The sequence below is a fragment of the Streptomyces sp. F001 genome (assembly GCF_004187715.1).
Classification (GTDB): Bacteria; Actinomycetota; Actinomycetes; order Streptomycetales; family Streptomycetaceae; genus Streptomyces; species Streptomyces flavusporus.
Window position 1 is genome coordinate 643,437 of sequence record NZ_QZWF01000003.1, and the last position, 17,956, is coordinate 661,392.

The following is a 17,956-nucleotide window of genomic DNA, read 5'->3' on the forward strand; positions in this document are numbered from 1 at the left end:
GACGACGTCTGACAGCGGGAGTAACCGCGCGTACTGGCCTCGGCGTACGGACGGCGGGCGGACGTACATCGGCGTGCGGACGCGCGGAGGAGAGCCGAGCGCCCACCGAAAATCCGTCGCGCGTATCGCCGAGCCCCCGTTACCGTCACCCCATGAAGCGCGCCCACCCGTCTCTCACGACGACGCCGGAGAGTGTCCCGGCGCGCTGACCACTGACGACGTAAAAGTCGAAGCCCCGGGGCGAGTGCCCCGGGGCTTCGTCGTCCCCTGGCGGTTCCTCGCCCCCCCCGAGCGAGGGAGAACCCCGTGCACGACCACCGCCGCCTCGGCCGTGATCTCGACCTGTTCGACACCGATCCCCTGATGGGCGCCGGGCTGCCGTACTGGCTGCCCGACGGAGCCGTCGTACGCCACACCCTGGAGGAGTACATCCACGAGGCCGAACGCGCCGCCGGCTACCGGCACGTGTACTCGCCCGTCCTCGGTAAACGGGAGCTGTACGAGATCTCCGGCCACTGGTCCCACTACAGCGACGACATGTTCCCGCCGATGGAACTGGGCGCCGAGGAGGTCGTCCTGCGCCCCAGCCTCTGCCCCCACCACGCCCTGATCTACCGCTCCCGCTCCCACAGTTACCGCGAACTCCCCCTCCGTCTAGCCGAGTTGGGCGGCATGTACCGCTCCGAGCTGTCCGGCGTGCTCGGCGGCCTCACCCGGGTCCGGGCGATCCACCTCAACGACGCGCACATCTTCTGCACCCTGGAGCAGGCCGTGGACGAGGCCCGCGCCGCCCTGGAGCTGATCCGCCGCGCCTACGCCGACCTGGGCATCCGCGCAGCCCGCCACCGCCTGTCCCTGCCCGCCGAGGGCGGCAAGTACGTGGCCGACCCGGCCCTGTGGCGCCGGGCGACCGCCCTGCTCGAGGAGGCCCTCGACGCCTCCGGCCTCCCCTACGAGTCCGCGCCGGGCGAGGCGGCCTTCTACGGCCCGAAGATCGACGTACAGATCGCGGACCCGGCCGGCCGTGAGACCACCCTCTCCACCGTGCAGATCGACTTCCACCAGCCCGCCCGCTTCGACCTGCACTACACCGGCCCCGACGGCGCGAAACACCGGCCGGTCATGGTCCACCGCAGCATCATCGGCAGCGTGGAAAGGGCGGTCGCGCACCTCATCGAGCAGCACGGCGGCGCGTTCCCGCCCTGGCTGGCGCCGGTGCAGCTGGCGATCCTGCCGGTGTCCGAGGCGCAGGAGGAACGAGCCGCGTCCGTCCTGAACCAGGCCACCGCGCAGGGCGTCCGCGCGGAGCTGCACGGTCCGGGGGAGGGCAGCCTGGGGGCCCGGATCCGGGCGGCGCGGCTGGTGCCGTACCAGGCGGTGATCGGGGCGCGGGAGGCCGACGGTGACCTGGTGGCGGTACGGCTGCGGGACGGCCGCCGGCCAGCGGCGGTACCCGCCGCTGAGCTGCTGCGGCTGATCGCCGCCCGCGTCCGGGACCGGCGCTCCGAGCTGTGGGAATCCGCGTAGGGTCACTGCCGTAGGGCGACAAGGCCCGGGCGAGAGGAGTCTGGACGTGACCGGTCAGCCCATCCCGGTGATCATCGACTGCGACACCGGCGTCGACGACGCCCTGGCCCTGCTGTTCGCCGTACGGCACCCGGGTCTGGACCTGCGCGCGGTCACCTGTGTCGCCGGGAACACCGACGTCGACGGCGTGGTCCGCAACACCCTCACCGTGCTGGAACAGGCCGGCGCCCCCGGCATCCCCGTCGCCCGGGGCGCCGAACGCCCGCTGATCGAGGCACCGCGCTCCGCCCGGCACGTCCACGGCCACGACGGCATGGGCGACCTCGGCCTGCCGGCCCCCACCCGCAGGCCGGTGGACGTCGACGCGGTGACCCTCCTGCGCCGGGAGATCCTCGCGTCCCCCCGCCCGGTCACCCTCATTCCCACCGCGCCCCTGACGAACATCGCCCTGCTCCTGCGCACCCACCCGGAGGTGACCCGCAACATCGAACGGATCGTCTTCATGGGCGGCGCGGTGACCACGGGGAACGCCACGCCGGTCGCCGAGTTCAACGTCTGGCACGACCCGGAGGCCGCGGCGGTCCTCCTCACCGCCGGCGTGCCGATCACGATGTACGGCCTGGACGTCTTCATGCGCGTGGTCGTCCCCGCCTCGGACGTACGGCGACTGCGCGCAAGCCCCGAACCGGGCGCCCGCCTCGGCGGTGAGCTGCTCGCCCACCGGGGGCCCGGCACCGAAGAGGACCCGGCGGGCGGCCTCGGCGACGCAGGCGCGGTGTGCGCGGTCGCCGACCCCGCCGGACTCACCACACAGCCGCTGCCGGTGGAGGTCTCCCTCGCCCCGGGCCCGACCCGAGGCCAGACCGTCGTCGACCGCCGCCCCCGCCCCGGCGAGTCCGAAATCCACGACGGCACACGCGAACAGCCCCTCGTCGACGTCGCGTTGGACGTCGACGAGGAGCGGTACGTGAAGCTTTGGCTGTCGGTGGTGGAGGGGTAGGGCGTGTCCGCCAGGTCACGCCCTACCCCTCCAACCGGCCGGGTCGGGTCGGCGGGTGGGCCAAGGGAACGTCAGGAGCGGGCAGCCCGCCGGCGACGCGTGGCGAGCACGATTCCCGCGCCGCCCGCCAGCAGTACCGCCGCGCCGATCGCGATCGGCATCGTGTTGCCGTCCGCGCCGGTCTCGGCGAGGTCCCCGCCGCCGCCCGCAGGGGAGGGCTCGCTCGCCGGAGCTGTCGTCGACTCCTCAGCGGACGGCGTCTCGGTCTCCACCGGCGTCGACTCCTCCGGCTCCGTCGCCTCCGGTGTCGTCTCAGCCGGAGCCGACGGTTCGGGAGACTCCGGCGTGGACGGAGGAGCAGTCGGCGTCGACGGCGGCTCCGTCTCGGTCGCCGTGCAGTCCTTCGTACCGCCGTTCCACGCCGCGATCAGCTTGTCCTTGATGACCGGGCGGTCCGGGCCCTTGGGCAGGTCGCCGTGCTCGAAGCCGTCGTTCACGTCGAAGACGCCGTCGTACTTCACCGCGCCGCGGTAGAGGTCGACCTGCGCGAAGCAGCCCGCGTCCGGGACCGCGATGTCGAGCGAGTCGGTCTGTCCCGGCTTCACGGTCACGGTGTCGAAGTCGACGAACACCTGCTCGCCGGAGGTCGCGAAGGTGGCGCCGTGGGCGAGGTACGAGGCGAGGGAGGCCGTGCAGGTGGTGGCGTCACCGGCGGTACGGACCTGGATGTGGACCTTGCCGTCGTCGCTGGGCCGCAGGCTCACGTCGTCGACCTTGACGGAGTCGTGGAAGTTCGTGCCGTCGAGCGAGAACTGGCAGCGGTCGGTCTCCGTGACCGTTCCCGCGCCCGTTCCGGGCTTGTACTGGCCGCCGGCCTCCCAGCCGTCGCCGCCGCCGGGCGAACCGGTGGCCCAGGCACCGGAGGCGGAGGCCGCGCAGAGGGCGAGCGACGCGGCGCCCGTCCCCAGCAGGCGGCGCATGGTGACACGTCTCGCTATGGACATGCGTATCCCATCATGTGTGTACATGGGTGTACACAGAGTGAGTGGTCGTCGTAGGAACACTGGGCTCATTGGTCACATGGGCCACAGTGTGAGCACATGGTGGGTCGACCGGCAGAACGCTGTCAACCTGCGGGAACGGAAGCGGAGTTCAACGGTCCTCCCGATCGTCCTCACTGATCCGTCACAGGGGGAATCCGTCGCTCCGCCGCGTGCCGATGTTCGCTTCTCCGGCCGACCGGACAGAGTCCTTCTGTTGCCCGCAAGCAGAGCCGCCCGCACAGCAGAGGAGACCGAGTGCCCACGCCCGACCTCTCCCCGAAGAACCCCGACTGGTGGCGCCAGGCCGTGATCTACCAGGTGTATCCGCGCAGCTTCGCCGACGCGGACGGCGACGGGCTCGGCGACCTGAAGGGCATCACCCAGCGCCTGACCCACCTCGCCGCCCTCGGCGTGGACGCCCTGTGGCTGAGCCCCTTCTACCCCTCGGAACTCGCCGACGGGGGCTACGACGTCGCCGACCACCGCGACGTCGACCCGCGCCTCGGTACGCTCGACGACTTCGACGCGATGGTCGCCGAGGCGCACCGCCTGGGCCTGAAGGTCATCGTCGACATCGTCCCCAACCACACCTCCCACCAGCACGTCTGGTTCCAGGAGGCGTTGCGCGCCGGCCCCGGCTCCGGCGCCCGCGAACGCTATGTCTTCCGGGACGGCCGAGGCGCACACGGCGAACTCCCGCCCACCGACTGGCAGTCCGTCTTCGGCGGCAGCGCATGGCGGCGCGTACCGGACGGCCAGTGGTACCTGCATCTCTTCGCACCCCAGCAGCCCGACCTCAACTGGGAGAACGAGGAGGTCCGCGCCGACTTCCGCACCACCCTGCGGTTCTGGTCCGACCGCGGCGTCGACGGCTTCCGTATCGACGTCGCCCACGCCCTCGCCAAGGACCTGAGTGAGCCGCTGCGCGACCTCGGTGCGCCCGAACTGAGCGACGAGAAGGCGCTGGGCGACTTCGCCCCCGGCACCCACCCCTTCTACGACCGCGACGAGGTCCACGAGATCTACCGCGACTGGCGCAAGATCCTGGACGCCTACTCCCCGCCCCGTACGGCGGTCGCCGAGGCCTGGGTACCGGGCGCCCGCCGCGCCCGGTACGCCCGCCCGGACGAACTCGGCCAGGCCTTCAACTTCGAGTATCTGCAGGCGGGTTGGGACGCCGAAGAAATCCGCCGGGTCATCACCGACTCGCTGGCGGACGCCCACGCGGCCGGCGCGTCGGCCACCTGGGTGCTGTCCAACCACGACGTCGTACGCCACACCTCCCGCCTCATGTTCCCGCCCGGCACGGACGACAACGCCTGGCTGCTGTCCGGCGGCACCGCGCCCGCGATCGACGCGGTGGCCGGGCTGCGGCGCGCGCGGGCGGCGACCCTGCTGATGCTGGCGCTGCCCGGGTCGTCGTACGTCTACCAGGGGGAGGAGCTGGGCCTGCCCGAGGTCGCCGACCTGCCCACCGCGGTCCTGAAGGACCCGATCTGGGAGCAGACGGGCCGGGTCCGCAAGGGCCGCGACGGCTGCCGGGTGCCGCTGCCGTGGACGACGACCGGTCCCAGTTACGGCTTCGGCGCGGGCGGCGCCTGGCTGCCGCAGCCGGCGAGTTTCGCGTCGTACGCCGTCCAGGCTCAGGACGGAGTGGAGGGCTCCACCCTGGAGCTGTACCGCAGGGCCCTGCGGCTGCGCCGCAAGCTGGTCGAGGGCGAGACGCTGACCTGGGCGGGGGACACCCCGGCCGGCGTTCTGCAGTTCACCCGTTCCGACCGCTGGCGCTGTGTGGCCAACCTGTCCGGCACGCCCGTACCGATGCCGCCGGGGGAGCCGCTGCTGACCAGCGCGCCCCTGGAGCCCGACGGATGCCTGGGCCCGGACACCACGGCGTGGCTCGGACTGTGACTCGGGTCTGCCCCGCCTTCACCGGCCCGCAGCAGCCGCTCCGTCGACGACGGCCAGCTCGTGCGGGGTGTCGTTCAGCCGGCGGCCGCCGTGCTCCGTGCAGGTCACGATGTCCTCGATCCGGACGCCGAACCGGCCCGGCAGACAGATGCCGGGTTCGACGGAGAAGCACATGCCCGGCACGAGCGGCTGCTCCTCGCCCGCCACCAGGTACGGCGGCTCGTGGGTGGTGACGCCGATGCCGTGCCCGGTGCGGTGGACGACGTACTCGCCGTACCCGGCGTCCTCGATCACCGACCGGGCCACCCGGTCGATGTCCTGACAGGCCACGCCCGGCCGTACCGCGTCGACCGCGGCCTGCTGCGCGGCCCGCACGATGTCGTGCACCCTGCGCTCCTCGGCGGTGGGCTCGCCGACATGCACGGTGCGGGTGGTGTCGGAGCCGTAGCCGTCCTTCAGGCCGCCGAAGTCCAGGACGACCATGTCGCCGTCCTGGATCATCCGGTCGCCCGCCTCGTGGTGCGGGTTCGCGCCGTTCGGGCCGGAGCCGACGACGGTGAAGTCGACCCGGCTGTGCCCGTGTGCGCGCAAGCGCCGGGCCAGGTCGGCAGCCACGTCCCGCTCCCGGCGCCCGGCGAACCGTACCGACAGGATGTCCCGGTACGCCGCGTCCGCGGCCGCCCCCGCCGCGGCCAGCCGCTCCACCTCGTGCGCGTCCTTCACCGCCCGCAGCATCGGCAGCGCGACGCTCAGCGCGCGGTACGTGGTCAGCGGCAGCGTCTCCTGAAGGCCGAGCAGGTGCATCGCCCAGGTCGCGTCGCCGACGCCGTACCGCCCGTTGGGACGCAGCAGCCCGGCCGCCGCGGCGTACGGGTCCTGGCCGTCCTGCCACTCCGTGATCCGCAGGGCACCGGCGCCGGGGGCCGCGGTCGCGTCCGGGCGTTCCCGTGCGGGGACCAGCAGACGGGGCTCGGAGTCCGGAGTGACGACGAGCAGGGTGAGGCGTTCGGTGATCGCGGGAGGCCGGTAGCCGCACAGCCACTCCAGGTCCGGGCCGGGCGTGGCCAGCAGCCCGGACAGCCCGGTGGCGGCCGCGTCGCGCGCCGCCCGGTGCATGCGCGCGGCGTAGTCCTGCTCGGTGAAGGCCACCGTGGTCGCCGTCTCGCCCATGGTCAGTACCGCACGGCCCGTGCGACCTCCACCTCTACGTCGCCGGACAGCCTGTGGGTGCTGCGGGCGGTGGCCTCGCCGCTCCGGCCGGCCGGGACGTCGGAGACGGTGACGACGACGGTGTCGAGGAAGTCGCCCTGACGGTTCTTGAAGTCGACCTGTACGACGAAGGACTTCTGCGAGCCGGCGGTGTTCCGGGCGGTGATCTCGACGGTGGTCCGGCCGTCGCCGGCGGTCGTCGGCCTGCCGAGGATCACGTCGTCCCTGACGTCGATGCCCTTGGTGATCTCGTCGATCCTGCGCTCGGCCTCCGCGGTCGCCGACGCCCAGAGGTCCGAGGCCCGCGAGGCGGCCGACTCCACGGCCGAGGCGGCGCCGGTGGGGCGCGGCTCGGAGTCGTTCCCGTCCGTGCAGCCGGTCAGCCCGGCGCCCACGGCCACCACCAGCGCCGCTGCGACCGCCCACCGGATCCGGTAACCGGCCATATCGCCTCCCTGAATGCGTCCTCCACTCCAGTGAAGGCCCACCCGCGCGACCCCGCATCCGCATGGCGGTCACCCGGATGGCGTACGTCCCGTGGTGGGCGGCCGGGACCGACCCGGATCCTCGAAGCACGAGCCTTTCAGGGCAGCGCAGGACAGAGACGGAGCCCGGCCATGACCGACCAGCCGCACGCGAACGAGCCGCCGGTCTGGGACACCGCGCACCGCAGGGCCGCCCCGACTCCTCCTCCGCCCGGCACCCCCGGCGCACTCACCGGCGGCATCCACTTCGCCGGCGTCCTGATGACACTGAACGGCATTCTGGCGATCTTCCAGGGCATCGCCGCGATCGCGGAGGACGACGTGTACGCCCGGATCGGCTCCTACGTCTACGAGATCAACCTCACCGGCTGGGGCGTGATCATGCTGGTCCTCGGCGTCGTGGCCCTCTTCACCGGCTGGGGCATCCTCAAGGGCGCCGGCTGGGCCCGCGTCGCCGGTATCGCCCTGGCCTCGCTGAGCCTGATCGCCCAGTTCCTCTTCCTGCCGTACGCCCCCCTGTGGGCGCTGATCCTGATCGCCGTCGACTTCTTCGTCATCTGGGCACTGGCGACGCAGTACCCGCAGCACCAGCGGGTGTGACGCAAGGTTCGGCTGCTGACGCCGCCCGGCGCGGTCAGCCGCCGAGGCAGATGACGAGCAGGCAGAGCTCCGGCCGCGATGGCGAGTCCGGCGAGTCCGGTGACGACGGCGAGGTCGGTGCCGGTGCGGGAGTCGACGGGGTGGTGCCCGGGTCCGTACCGCCGCTGTCCACGGGGCCGGACGTCGGAGCGGTCGTGGCGGGGGTCGTCGCGCCGGAGACCGGGGAGTCGGTGCGCTGCTGCGGAACCAACGGCAGGGACGGGACGACGGACTCCGTCTGCGTCGTCGGACCTGTCGGGTAGGGCGTGACGGGGGCGTCCGGCCGGGTGCTCTCCGGCGTGCTGCGGGACGCGTCGGGCCGCTGCCGCGCCGGGTCGGATGCGGGAACCGTCGGGGAGGAACGCGGTGTCTCGGGCAGGGCGATCGACGGGCGGTCGCGCTCGGCCGTGGGCCGCTCCGCGGCGCCCAGGCTCACCTCGTCCTGCGCCGTCGCCGCCTGCGCCCCGCCGCCGGAGTGCCGCTCCATCGCGGCGAGGGTCAGCCCACCGCCGACGAGTGCGACGGCGGTCGCGATCACGGCCTTGCGCCGGCTCTTCTTCCAACGGGCCCGTTGGCGCCGCCGCGCCGCCCGGCCCTGCGGCGCGGGTATCGCGCCGTCGGTCTCGGCGGGCGGGACGGTCTCCGGGGGCGGGTCCGTGGGAGCGGTGTCGGCCGGGTCCGGAGCGATGTCCGGGGCGTAGGCGCCGCAACCGGGGCACACCAGGGCGCCGTTGAGATGCCGACGGCACGAGGAGCAGTAGTCCATCCGCCAGTAGTCCATCTGCGGTCTTCCTGAGTTGACAGCGAGCCCCCGAACGGCCAGCAACGCTAACGAGGGATTCCCGCGGCTGTGTGCAGCCTGTGTGACGCTCCTGCACAGATTTCCCGCCCTTGGGCATACGCCCACGCCATGCGGCGGGCCCACCGCGTGGGAGGCGGCGGGCCCAGTTCTTGTACTGCTGTCCGGGGTGGCTTCTATGCCAGGTGAACTTCCAGTGCGGCCCGTACCCCCGACTCCACGGCGCCCTCGATCCAGGACGGCTTGACCGAGGTGTGGTCCCCGGCGAAACGCAGCGGTCCCTCGGGGGCGCGGATGGCTGCCAGGAGCTCCGTGTGCTGGCCCGGGAGCAGGACCGACGCCTCGCCGTACGCGTACGGGTCGCGCAGCCAGCTCTGGGTGCGGCCGGCGCCGGTGTAGAAGACCTCGATGCGCTGCCCGTAGACCTGTTGCAGCCCCCTGAGGGCGTGCGGGTAGCGGGCGTCGTCCTCGAGGGAGTCCCAGCGGGAGGCGTCGTCGGCCCAGCTGTAGGACGCGAGAACGACCCCGCCCCGACTGCCGGCCACCGGATGGGACGGGTTGATCATGAAGCGGTTGGAGTTGTCGGAGACCGAGCCGCCGCCGATGATGTCCGCCGCCTCGGGCTGCTCACGCGTGGCCCAGCGGTTGGCGGCGTAGTGCACGCGCTGCGCCGGGGTGATGTGCCCGGCCGGCACGGAGGGATGCGCGCCGAGCAGACTCCCGTCGGCGGGCGCCTTCCCCTGCCGGTACTCCTCGTACAGGCCGGGCCGTACGGCATCCAGCTCCCGCTTCCACTCGCCCTCCCCGAACTCCCACCACCGGCGGCTGAATTCGAGCAGCACCTTGGTCGCGCTGTCGTAGTGCAGCTCGGCGACGGCACGCCGTTTGCGGTACGACATCAGCGGCCTGACCTGCACCTGCCGCAGCCCGGAGAACGGCACCGTCACGATTGCGAGGTCCCCGGTGAACTCCTCCCGTACGACCTTGCCGTCCCGTCCCTCGGACACCGTGTCCACCCACACGTGCGGCCCGCCGGACCGGACGTGGGAGGCGTCGCGGTGCCGATCCGGATCCCAGTACTCGATGTGCGTCACCCGCCGGTCCATCCGCACGACGTCCCCCACCTGCCTCAGCAGCGCGTCCGGCAGCGTCGCCGTACCGCCCACCAGCTCCCAGAACGCGGTGTCCGGGCTGATCAGCGACTGGCTGATGAAGCTGTGGATGAACGACAGCGGCAGCCGCGAGGTCAGGTTCTCCAGCGTGCCGACGAGATCGACCGTGCGCTCGTCGAAGCCGGCCTGCTCGGTCAGGAACCGGTACATGGACCAGTCCCCGTACCGCTGGATCACCCGCGCCCAGCCCTCGACCCGTTCGGGCAGGGGCTTGTCGACGCGCCTGCCGTCCGGCCCGACGGTGCTGAACTCGTCGCGTACGGGGTCCAGGGCGGTCCGCAGGATGGTCGCGGACGGCGTGTCCCAGTACTTGCGCGGTACTCCGAAGGACCGGTTGACCTTGCGCGGCGCCCGCGCGTAGGCGGCGCGGCGCACCCGGACGCCGTTGACGTGGAGCCACGCCCGGTTGACCGGCTTCCCCTCGCCGTCGACGTCCACGAGATGGAACGGCCGCCGTTCGACGCCGAGTTGGTCGATCAGGGACATCACCAGCGGATGGCTCCCGGGGATGCGCATGGCCCCGGCTTCCGCGTACTGCCGCGGATCGGCGAACGGCTGCGCCGCCTGCTCGTGTCCGCCGGTGCGGAAGGTCTTGATCCGGCCGCCGACCCGGTTGCCGTTGGCCTCCAGCAGCGTCACGCGATGCCCGGCCCGCTTCAGCAGCCAGGCCGCCACAAGACCCGCCGGCCCCGCACCGACGACCAGGATCTTCTTGGCGTTCCCGGTCCTCGGCCGGGGCAGGCCGGAGTCGAGGATCTCCTGGTACGTCGGCACGAGCGGCCGGTTGTCCTCGTCGACGACCAGCAGCGCCCGGGCGACCGCGAGACAGGTGGCCCGGTCCGCGGTGGATCTCGGCGGACAGGAGGCCTCCCGGGGACGGGCGGGTGCGGCGACGGCCGGTCCCGCCGCGCCGATCCCGACGGCCGCGGTGGTCGCGGCGGTGAACTTCCGCCTGGTGAAAGGAGAATGACGGTCAGCGATGCGCACTTCATCCATACGTCCTGGATAGGGTGCGCCGCCTTACCCCGGCAGCACGATCAACGCCGACCACCGGAACGTGCGAGCGCGAGAGCTCAGTCGGGCAGCCGCGCCGACCACCCGAGCACACCCGTCACGCCCACACGCCCCCCAGCCGTAGCCGCCCCGGGTTTAGAGGCCGAACTCCTGGGGGGACACCCCGAGCACCGAGCACGCCTCGCGCAGGACCTGCTCCTCGGCCGGTGCGACATATCCGTCCGCACCGGCGATGACGAAGCCGGTCTGCACGACCGCTCTGGCCTCCGTCGGCTTCTTCGCGGCCTTGGCGATCTCCTGCATGACGTCCCTCTTGCCCTGCGGGAAGTCGAACGCCAGCTGGTCGACATGCTTGTTGAACCGCTGGCGCAGCTGCTCCGGCGGGAAGTTCTGCAGGACGTCGTTGTGCAGGATCAGCGACTCCACATGCTGGCGCTCGGTCGGGTCGACATGTCCGTCCGCCGCCGCGACCAGGGCGCACATCGCCATGCTGGCGTCCCGGTAGGCGCCGCTCTTCAGCTCCGTCTTGAGCGAGGTGAGCTGGGACTTGAGCGTGCTCACCAGCTGGGCCTTCGATCCTCCGGAGGACCCGGTACCCGGCCGCCCGTGCCCGCCGGAGCCCCGCATTCCCTGCGACTGCTGCTGCAGACTCTTGGCCTGGTCCTTGATCCGATCCCACATCGCCATCCGTGCCACCTCGGCTTGAGCCCATGTCGTTCCGGTCGCCCGCGAGCATTCCCGGGCCTCCCACTGGCAACGCCTCCCGGGCCCCCGAAGTTCCTCGAACGGCTCAGCGACCGGGCTGTCCTGCCATGTCTGCGTCACCGCCTCAGGCGAACGCGGGCATGATCCGGTCGTGGACCAGGCGGAGCTGGGTGTTCACGTCCGCCACCTCCGCAAGGTCCCGGCCGGTGAACGCCCGGACGAGCGCGCGGTCGGTGACGGCACAGATCATGTGGTTCACCCCGCTGGGAGCGATCTCCCGCAGGATCTTGTCCCGGCACTCCTCGGGCGTACCGTTCCTAGGGTTATTGGCCAGCGCTGGCCAATAACCCATAAACCGGGCCGGTGATAGTCCAGTGACCCTCCAAACGGTCTTGAGGGTCGGGGAACAGCGCGAGTTGGTCACCTCGGCACGGTCGGGTCTTGCCATCCCTCACGGGTGTGCCCGATGTCCTGGGTGGGCTCGCGGTCCCGCGCGCCCTCGGCAGGGGTACGGCCTGGCCGGTAGCTCTCCACTCCACCATCCTCCGGTGGTGGGCGGTCACACCTGGCCGACGCCTGATCCCGTGCCCGAGGGCGCGCCTGCCGATGGCCACAGCGGCTGCGTGATGCCGGGTGGCCCTGGTCTTCTTCTTCGTGGACTGGTGTTGGAAGGGCTGGGTCCAGTGCTGTGCGCCCCAGCGGCTGGTGTAGGCCGGGTCGACGGCGAGGACGACCAGACCGGCGTGGTAGGCCATGCCTCGCAGGCGTTCGCGGAAGCGGGCGGTGGGGATGCCCGCCACCGTGCGGCGGAACCTCTTACCGCGTCTGCCACGGCCCATGGTCTCCCGGCCGGTGGCGCGGGCTTCGGCGAAGCCCAGATCCTCGATCGCGATCCCCGCGCAGCCGCGTTGCCGGGCGAGGGTGATCAGCTGGCTGATCGCGGCGCGCAGCCGTCCGTCCCGCGTGGCCGCAGGCCCGGTCAGATCGAGCGGGACGGTGACCGGTTCGCCGATGGGGTTGCCGTGCGTGTCGAGCACGCAGGCGGCCAGGTGATCGGCGTTCAGGTCGACTCCGAGCAGCCGGGCACCGCGCGTCTTGATCTCATCCGGGGTGGGCGGTACGGCGGTCTCGACGGTCCAGGAGGCGTCCAGGTACCAGCGGCCGCGAGCCGGGTCGCGGACGATGTCGTAGCGCACGGCCCGGTCAGCGCTGACGCGGTCCAGCCACTCGCCACGCCCGTGTGAGAACCGGACGGTGCAGGAGAGCCGGTAGCGGCCCCGGTGTGCGTTGGCCAGGTGCCGCAGCGGCTCGGGCAGCACGAGGCTCACCGTGCCGTCGCCCGGGTTGACGGTGATGGTGTAGTTGCCGTGCGGGGCGCCGGACTCGCCGTCGGCGGTGAGGAACAGCCGTGTCGCCTCCCACCGCTCACGCCACTCGGCCTCGGTCAGCTGCGCGTCGGCGAGATGGTGCCGCACGCGTGCCAGGCGCCGCCCGCCGACCGTGACCGACGGCCGCCCAGCAGCGGTCTTCCGTTCCACCACAGCGAGCCGGGCCTGAAGCACCTGCATCCGCCGCTGCTTCTGGGCCCGCTCGTTCTGATCGGCATAGCCACGCACACCATTGCCGGACCGCATCCCGCACGGGACGGCCAGACGACGGCCGATGGCGCCAACCGCCCGGCGCAGGCCCGCGCGCTCGTCATACAGGCAGCGCATCGACAGCTGATACTGGTCCTCGCTGGCACGGGTCATCGCCCCCGCCCAGCGCGACGAGGACACCATCGTCAGCTTCCTCTTCCGCTCCGCCCGCCGCGTGTCCTTCGCCGCGACCTGGCCGATCCTGACCCGCTCGGCCAGATCGGCCCGCTGATGACGGCCCAGATGCTCGCCCACCAGACGCAGCACCTTCTCATCGGCCGACTCCAGCCGCAGCCGGTCCCTGATCCGCGCCCCAGACGGCGCAGCCACCGTGAACGGAGCCGCCAGAACACGCAGTTCACGCCTTCTCCCTCGCCTGCGTGCCACCGGCCCTTTCCCCCCTCTCCTGGCCGCCCCGAACTCAGCCACCACCACCGATCATGCGTTCCCAGTGATCGCATGATCCGAAGAACCAGCCCCGTTCACCCGCACGAGGGACACATCGGCCAACTGTGACCTACAGCCCAACCAACAGCTGCTCACCCGCGATGGAGAGGCGTTCGGCGATCTCCGGAGTGGTCAGCTCGATGCCCCGGGCCAGATCACCGGCGGCGATGGCGTCGATGACCGGTTTGAGCTCGCCCGGGTCCACCCCGTTGCGGCGCAGTTGCTCCTCCGGCATCGAGGAGGCGTAGATACCGACCATGCTGCGGGCGGCGTCCTTGGCGGCCGCGGAGTCGGGTCCGGTCGCGAAGACGCCCCACGCCCCGATGTCGAGCGACCGCCAGTCCCGGCCCGCGCGCTCCGCCCCGGCGCGTATGTGCCGCACCGCGTAGTCGTAGGCCTCGCGGGTGTAGCTCAGCGCGTGGTGGCAGCCGTCCGACAGCTCACCCGCCGCCTCGAAGGACTTCGGCCCGCGCATCGCCCCCAGCTTCAGCGGCACCCGGCTCTGCACCGGCCGGGCGAAGGTGAACAGCCCGTCGTAGGAGAAGAACTCGCCGTCGTGGGTGATGCTGCCCTCGTCCAGCAGGGTGCGCACCACATGGAGTGCCTCCTTCACCCGGGACAGCGGTCGCGTCCGGGCCCAGTCGATGCGGTACTGCGCCAGCAGCCCGAAGTTGCCGCTGGACAGCACACCCTCGGCTCGCCCGCCGGACAGTTCGTAGAGCGTGGCCAGGGCCTGCGCGATCAGCGTCGGCTCCCGCAGCGTCACGGGGGACACGCTCGGGCCCAGCCGGATCCGACGGGTCTGCCAGGCGGCCGCGGCGAACAGCAGCCACAGGTCCTGCTCGTCGGTCCAGGTCCTGTACCGGTCCGCCTGGAAGCCGTCCACGCTGCCCAGTGCGGGGAAGTCCGCCTGTAGTTGAACAGCCCGCTGGTGTGCTGGAGCAGCTGCCGTACGGTGATGGTGCCGCCTTCGTTGCCGTTGCCGGACACCACTCCCGGCAGCCAGTCCTCGACGGTGTCGTTCAGCGACAGCCGCCCCTCGCCGGCCAGTTGCAGCACCACTGTGGCGACGAACGTCTTGCTGGTGCTGATGATCCGGAACCGGTCGCCGGGGCGCACCGCCTCGCCCGTGGCCCGGGTCGTCGCCGTCTACGACCGCGGCCTCGGCTTCGATTCGGTCGTCCTGTCCCACGACCTCGCGAAGGGGCACACCACCGCCGGGCTCGACCAGAGCGTCCTCGTCCGCACCGACGGCACCGGCGCGGCGGAGCGCAACCTCGCCGCCACGGCCGCCTCGTACCCCGGCCTGGTGCTCGAACCCACCGACACCGGCGTCGCCGACAGCCTGAGCGAGGCGCCGCCCGAGGTCTGGATCAACCTGGCTGTCATCGTCGTACTCCTCGGCTATCTGCTGCTGAGCATCGCCAACAAGCTCGTCGCGACCACCGCCCAGCGCCGCAACGAGATCGCCACGCTCCGCCTGAACGGCACCACGCCCAGGCAGATCCTGGCGATGATGCGCCGCGAGGCCGCGGTGATCGGCGCGGCGGCCGTCACCACGGGCGTGCTGCTGTCGGCGATTCCGCTGGCCCTGCTCGGAGTCGGCTTCCTGGAGCGGCCCTGGCCCGCCGGCCCGGCGTGGCTGCTGCCCGCCCTCGCGGCCCTGGTCGTCTGCACGGTCTTCCTCACCGTCGAACTCCCCACCCGGCAGGCGCTGCGGACCGCACCGGCGCATGCGCTCGCGGCGAGGGAGTAGGCAGGACGCGGTGAGCGAGAGCGGCGTTGACAAGCCCGCTCCCCGCCCTCCATCATCATTCCACTAATCAAGTAGTGAAATGGTGGTGGAGGGCTTGGAGTTCCGCATCGACAGGCGGAGCGGGGTCCCCGCCTATCAGCAGATCGTCCAGCAGACGAAGCAGGCGCTGCGGCTCGGCGTTCTGGAACCGGGGGACCGGCTGCCGACCGCCAAGGAGGTCGCCGAGACCAGCGCGGTCAACCCGAACACCACGCTCAAGGCGTACCGGGAGCTGGAGCGCGAGGGCCTGGTCGAGCCACGGCCGGGTCTCGGCACCTTCGTGCGTCGCTCGCTGGCCCGCCCCCAGACGGGCGCGGACTCACCGTTGCACGGGGAGCTGGAGGCGTGGATGGCGCGGGCGCGCGAGGCGGGCCTGGAGCGGGAGGACGTGGCCGCGCTGGTCGCGTCGGCCATGGAGAAGCAGTACGGCGCAATGACAGAGGCGAGGAGCACAGGTGAGTGACGGTACGTACGCCGGCGGGCCGGCGTTGGAGGCGGTCGGGCTCGGCAAGCGGTACCGGCGGGGCTGGGCCCTGCGGGACTGCTCCTTCCGGCTGCCGACGGGACGGATCTGCGGGCTCGTCGGACCCAACGGGGCGGGCAAGACCACGCTGCTGGGCATAGCGGCCCATGTGCTGGAGCCGACAGCGGGTGACCTGCGCATCTTCGGTGCCGGCCCGGGATCCGCCGAGGCCGGCCGGCGCACGGCGTTCCTCGCCCAGGAGAAGCCGCTCTTCCGCCGCTTCACCGTGGCCGAAACCCTGCGCCTGGGACGTGAGTTGAACCCTGGATCCTGGGACCAGGGGGCCGCCGAGCACATCGTCCGCGCGGGGAACGTGCCCCTGGACGCCAGGATCGGCACCCTCTCCGGCGGACAGCGCACCCGTGTCGCCTTCGCCCTCGCCTTCGGCAAGCGCCCCGACCTGCTGCTGCTCGACGAGCCGATGTCCGACCTCGACCCGCTGGTGCGCCACGAACTGATGGGCACCCTCATGGCCGAGGCCGCCGAGCACGGCACGACCGTGCTGATGTCCTCCCACATGCTCGCCGAGCTGGAGAGCGTCTGCGACTACCTCGTCGTCATCGCCTCCGGCGGAGTCCGTCTCGCTGGCGACGTGGACGAACTGCGCGAGGCTCACACCCTGGTCACCGGAGTCCGGGACGGCGAGGGCACACCGAGGGACCTCGCGCACCACACCGTCGTCGAATCCCGCCCCAGCGGACGGCAGTACACCGCCCTGCTGCGCCCCGACGGACCGATCAGCGGCCCCTGGGAGACCGACACCCCGAACCTGGAGGAACTCCTGCTCGCCTACCTGCGCTCCTCCGAGGCACCACCCCTGATCACGCCCAGTGCCCAGGTCCCCGGCCAGGCGCACGGCATCCGGGCGGTGGCGGCATGAGCACCCTGACCGACACCCCGGCCTCGACCTCGTCGGCCACCCGCCCCGCCCGCGGCCCCCGGCTCGGCGGAATGACCTGGCTGGTCTGGCGGCAGCACCGGGCCGCCTACTGGACCGTCCTCGCCGCCACCGCGATCGCCCTGGCCTGGATGGTCTACCAGCGCGCCCAGTTGATGGACTTCCTCACCGGCTACGGCTGGCCCGCCAACAGCATCGAGAGCCTGGGCCCGGAACTCGAGCCGTACACCGAGGCCTTCGTCCGCGCCTCCACCGCGCTGGGCCTGATCCCCATCCTTCTCGGCGTCTTCGTCGGCGCCCCCCTCCTCGCGGGCGACCTGGAGCACGGCACCGCCAAGCTCGTCACCACCCAGTCCACCGGCCGCCTCCGCTGGCTGGCCATCAAGCTCGGCCTGACCGCGCTGCTGATCGTGGTGAGCACGGTCGCGCTGTCCGTCGTGTTCGGCTGGTGGTGGAGCCCGGTCAAGGAACAGAACACGGTCATGTACTGGACCTCCGGCGCCGCGTTCGACACCACGGGCCCCGTGCCCGTCGCCCTCACCCTGTTCACCGTCGTGAGCGGTGTGGCCATCGGCGTGGTGCTGCGCCGCACGCTGGCGGCCATGGTGGTCACCTTCGGCTTCGCCGTCGTCGTCCAACTCGTCTGGAGTCACTTCCGGCTGGCCCTCGGTGACACGGTCACCGTCACCACCGACAAGGGCGTCCTCGCCGAGAACGCCTTCCCGACGCTGCCCGACGCCGCCTACCAGATCGACCAGTCGTACCTCACCGGCAGCGGAGAGCTCCTCGGCTGGAGCACCTGCGCGCACGAGGAGACCGAGCAGGCGCGCGAGCTCTGCCTGAAGCAGGCCGACGTCGTGGGCTGGTCGGTGGACTATCTCCCGATCTCCCAGATGTCCGGCATGCAGTGGTTCGGTGCGTCGATCCTCCTGGCCCTGACGGCCGCCGTCACGGCGTTCCTGTTCGTGTGGGGTCGTAAGCGGCTCGTCTGAGCGCACTGCCCCGGCGCACGCTTGAGTGTGCGCCGGTACGGCACCACCTGCGCCGGAAAGATCCGGGAAAACGAGGAAAACCTACCCCTGGGCGCTCTCGGGATCTGAATCATGAGGCTCTGAGGAACGCCGGGCGAGAGCAACCGGGGGACAGGTGTAC

General features: G+C 71.9%; 15 protein-coding genes and 3 pseudogenes. 8 read left to right on the top strand and 10 right to left on the bottom strand.

The features are described 5' to 3' along the window. The first annotated feature begins 306 nt into the window (after nucleotides 1-306). Both thrS and StrepF001_RS16245 read left to right on the top strand, forming a co-directional pair. Complete coding sequence (gene thrS / locus StrepF001_RS16240) at nucleotides 307-1,527, top strand: threonine--tRNA ligase (RefSeq protein ID WP_129798944.1); 1,221 nt, start codon at nucleotides 307-309, stop codon at nucleotides 1,525-1,527. 46 nt (nucleotides 1,528-1,573) lie between these two features. After that, a complete protein-coding gene (locus tag StrepF001_RS16245) occupies nucleotides 1,574-2,527 on the top strand; it encodes a nucleoside hydrolase (protein ID WP_129798945.1) in 954 nt (317 codons plus the stop codon). A 71-nt stretch (nucleotides 2,528-2,598) separates the two neighbouring features. On the opposite strand, the gene StrepF001_RS16250 is transcribed toward StrepF001_RS16245, so the two are convergent. Beyond that, nucleotides 2,599-3,531: an LAETG motif-containing sortase-dependent surface protein gene (locus StrepF001_RS16250; RefSeq protein ID WP_129798946.1), complete on the bottom strand. Its 933-nt coding sequence runs from the start codon at nucleotides 3,529-3,531 to the stop codon at nucleotides 2,599-2,601. A 294-nt stretch (nucleotides 3,532-3,825) separates the two neighbouring features. Between StrepF001_RS16250 and StrepF001_RS16255 the strand changes: the two genes are divergently transcribed. Continuing rightward, nucleotides 3,826-5,481 carry a glycoside hydrolase family 13 protein gene (locus StrepF001_RS16255; protein WP_129798947.1) on the top strand — a complete coding sequence of 552 codons (1,656 nt, stop codon included), beginning with the start codon at nucleotides 3,826-3,828 and terminating at the stop codon, nucleotides 5,479-5,481. An 18-nt stretch (nucleotides 5,482-5,499) separates the two neighbouring features. On the opposite strand, the gene StrepF001_RS16260 is transcribed toward StrepF001_RS16255, so the two are convergent. Next, nucleotides 5,500-6,651, bottom strand: a complete 1,152-nt coding sequence (locus StrepF001_RS16260; protein WP_129798948.1) for an aminopeptidase P family protein — start codon at nucleotides 6,649-6,651, stop codon at nucleotides 5,500-5,502. Nucleotides 6,652-6,653: 2 nt separating this feature from the next. Next, nucleotides 6,654-7,136, bottom strand: coding sequence for a hypothetical protein (locus StrepF001_RS16265; protein ID WP_129798949.1), 483 nt, complete (start codon nucleotides 7,134-7,136; stop codon nucleotides 6,654-6,656). Nucleotides 7,137-7,307: 171 nt separating this feature from the next. Between StrepF001_RS16265 and StrepF001_RS16270 the strand changes: the two genes are divergently transcribed. Then, the gene (locus StrepF001_RS16270) at nucleotides 7,308-7,775 is read left to right on the top strand and encodes a hypothetical protein (RefSeq protein WP_129798950.1); all 468 of its coding nucleotides are present in this window, start codon (nucleotides 7,308-7,310) and stop codon (nucleotides 7,773-7,775) included. 34 nt (nucleotides 7,776-7,809) lie between these two features. Here the strand turns inward: StrepF001_RS16270 and StrepF001_RS16275 are convergent, their stop codons facing one another. The 7 genes and pseudogenes from StrepF001_RS16275 to StrepF001_RS47930 all read right to left on the bottom strand — a co-directional run. Next, nucleotides 7,810-8,595 carry a hypothetical protein gene (locus StrepF001_RS16275; RefSeq protein ID WP_129798951.1) on the bottom strand — a complete coding sequence of 262 codons (786 nt, stop codon included), beginning with the start codon at nucleotides 8,593-8,595 and terminating at the stop codon, nucleotides 7,810-7,812. Nucleotides 8,596-8,789: 194 nt separating this feature from the next. Next, nucleotides 8,790-10,781: an NAD(P)/FAD-dependent oxidoreductase gene (locus StrepF001_RS16280; RefSeq protein ID WP_129798952.1), complete on the bottom strand. Its 1,992-nt coding sequence runs from the start codon at nucleotides 10,779-10,781 to the stop codon at nucleotides 8,790-8,792. 153 nt (nucleotides 10,782-10,934) lie between these two features. After that, complete coding sequence (locus tag StrepF001_RS16285) at nucleotides 10,935-11,486, bottom strand: tellurite resistance TerB family protein (protein WP_206306870.1); 552 nt, start codon at nucleotides 11,484-11,486, stop codon at nucleotides 10,935-10,937. 142 nt (nucleotides 11,487-11,628) lie between these two features. Then, nucleotides 11,629-11,817, bottom strand: a pseudogene (locus tag StrepF001_RS16290) (5,10-methylene tetrahydromethanopterin reductase); the annotation flags it as partial. Between the two features lie 10 nt (nucleotides 11,818-11,827). Next, complete coding sequence (locus StrepF001_RS16295; protein ID WP_206306871.1) at nucleotides 11,828-13,528, bottom strand: hypothetical protein; 1,701 nt, start codon at nucleotides 13,526-13,528, stop codon at nucleotides 11,828-11,830. Nucleotides 13,529-13,658: 130 nt separating this feature from the next. Continuing rightward, nucleotides 13,659-14,423: an LLM class flavin-dependent oxidoreductase gene (locus StrepF001_RS16300; RefSeq protein WP_240797541.1), complete on the bottom strand. Its 765-nt coding sequence runs from the start codon at nucleotides 14,421-14,423 to the stop codon at nucleotides 13,659-13,661. A gap of 3 nt (nucleotides 14,424-14,426) precedes the next feature. Continuing rightward, nucleotides 14,427-14,719, bottom strand: a pseudogene (locus tag StrepF001_RS47930) (serine hydrolase domain-containing protein); the annotation flags it as partial. A gap of 1 nt (nucleotide 14,720) precedes the next feature. Here StrepF001_RS47930 and StrepF001_RS16305 point away from each other — a divergent pair. The 4 genes and pseudogenes from StrepF001_RS16305 to StrepF001_RS16320 all read left to right on the top strand — a co-directional run. Next, nucleotides 14,721-15,344 (top strand): annotated as a pseudogene (locus StrepF001_RS16305) (FtsX-like permease family protein); the annotation flags it as partial. Nucleotides 15,345-15,423: 79 nt separating this feature from the next. Then, complete coding sequence (locus StrepF001_RS16310; protein WP_129798954.1) at nucleotides 15,424-15,846, top strand: GntR family transcriptional regulator; 423 nt, start codon at nucleotides 15,424-15,426, stop codon at nucleotides 15,844-15,846. After that, the gene (locus StrepF001_RS16315; protein WP_129798955.1) at nucleotides 15,839-16,786 is read left to right on the top strand and encodes an ABC transporter ATP-binding protein; all 948 of its coding nucleotides are present in this window, start codon (nucleotides 15,839-15,841) and stop codon (nucleotides 16,784-16,786) included. Before StrepF001_RS16310 ends, StrepF001_RS16315 begins: the two co-directional genes overlap by 8 nt. Further along, entirely contained in the window at nucleotides 16,783-17,796 is a 1,014-nt protein-coding gene (locus tag StrepF001_RS16320) for an ABC transporter (protein ID WP_129798956.1), read from the top strand. The genes StrepF001_RS16315 and StrepF001_RS16320 overlap by 4 nt, the downstream gene beginning before the upstream one ends. Nucleotides 17,797-17,956: the final 160 nt, after the last annotated feature.

Bases quoted from the DNA above. Each gene is read 5' to 3' on its own strand.
- StrepF001_RS16250 (WP_129798946.1), bottom strand. From the start codon at position 3,531: ATGTCCATAGCGAGACGTGTCACCATGCGCCGCCTGCTGGGGACGGGC.
- StrepF001_RS16260 (WP_129798948.1), bottom strand. From the start codon at position 6,651: ATGGGCGAGACGGCGACCACGGTGGCCTTCACCGAGCAGGACTACGCC.
- StrepF001_RS16265 (WP_129798949.1), bottom strand. From the start codon at position 7,136: ATGGCCGGTTACCGGATCCGGTGGGCGGTCGCAGCGGCGCTGGTGGTG.
- StrepF001_RS16270 (WP_129798950.1), top strand. From the start codon at position 7,308: ATGACCGACCAGCCGCACGCGAACGAGCCGCCGGTCTGGGACACCGCG.
- StrepF001_RS16275 (WP_129798951.1), bottom strand. From the start codon at position 8,595: ATGGACTACTGGCGGATGGACTACTGCTCCTCGTGCCGTCGGCATCTC.
- StrepF001_RS16280 (WP_129798952.1), bottom strand. From the start codon at position 10,781: ATGGATGAAGTGCGCATCGCTGACCGTCATTCTCCTTTCACCAGGCGG.
- StrepF001_RS16285 (WP_206306870.1), bottom strand. From the start codon at position 11,486: ATGGCGATGTGGGATCGGATCAAGGACCAGGCCAAGAGTCTGCAGCAG.
- StrepF001_RS16310 (WP_129798954.1), top strand. From the start codon at position 15,424: ATGGTGGTGGAGGGCTTGGAGTTCCGCATCGACAGGCGGAGCGGGGTC.
- StrepF001_RS16320 (WP_129798956.1), top strand. From the start codon at position 16,783: ATGAGCACCCTGACCGACACCCCGGCCTCGACCTCGTCGGCCACCCGC.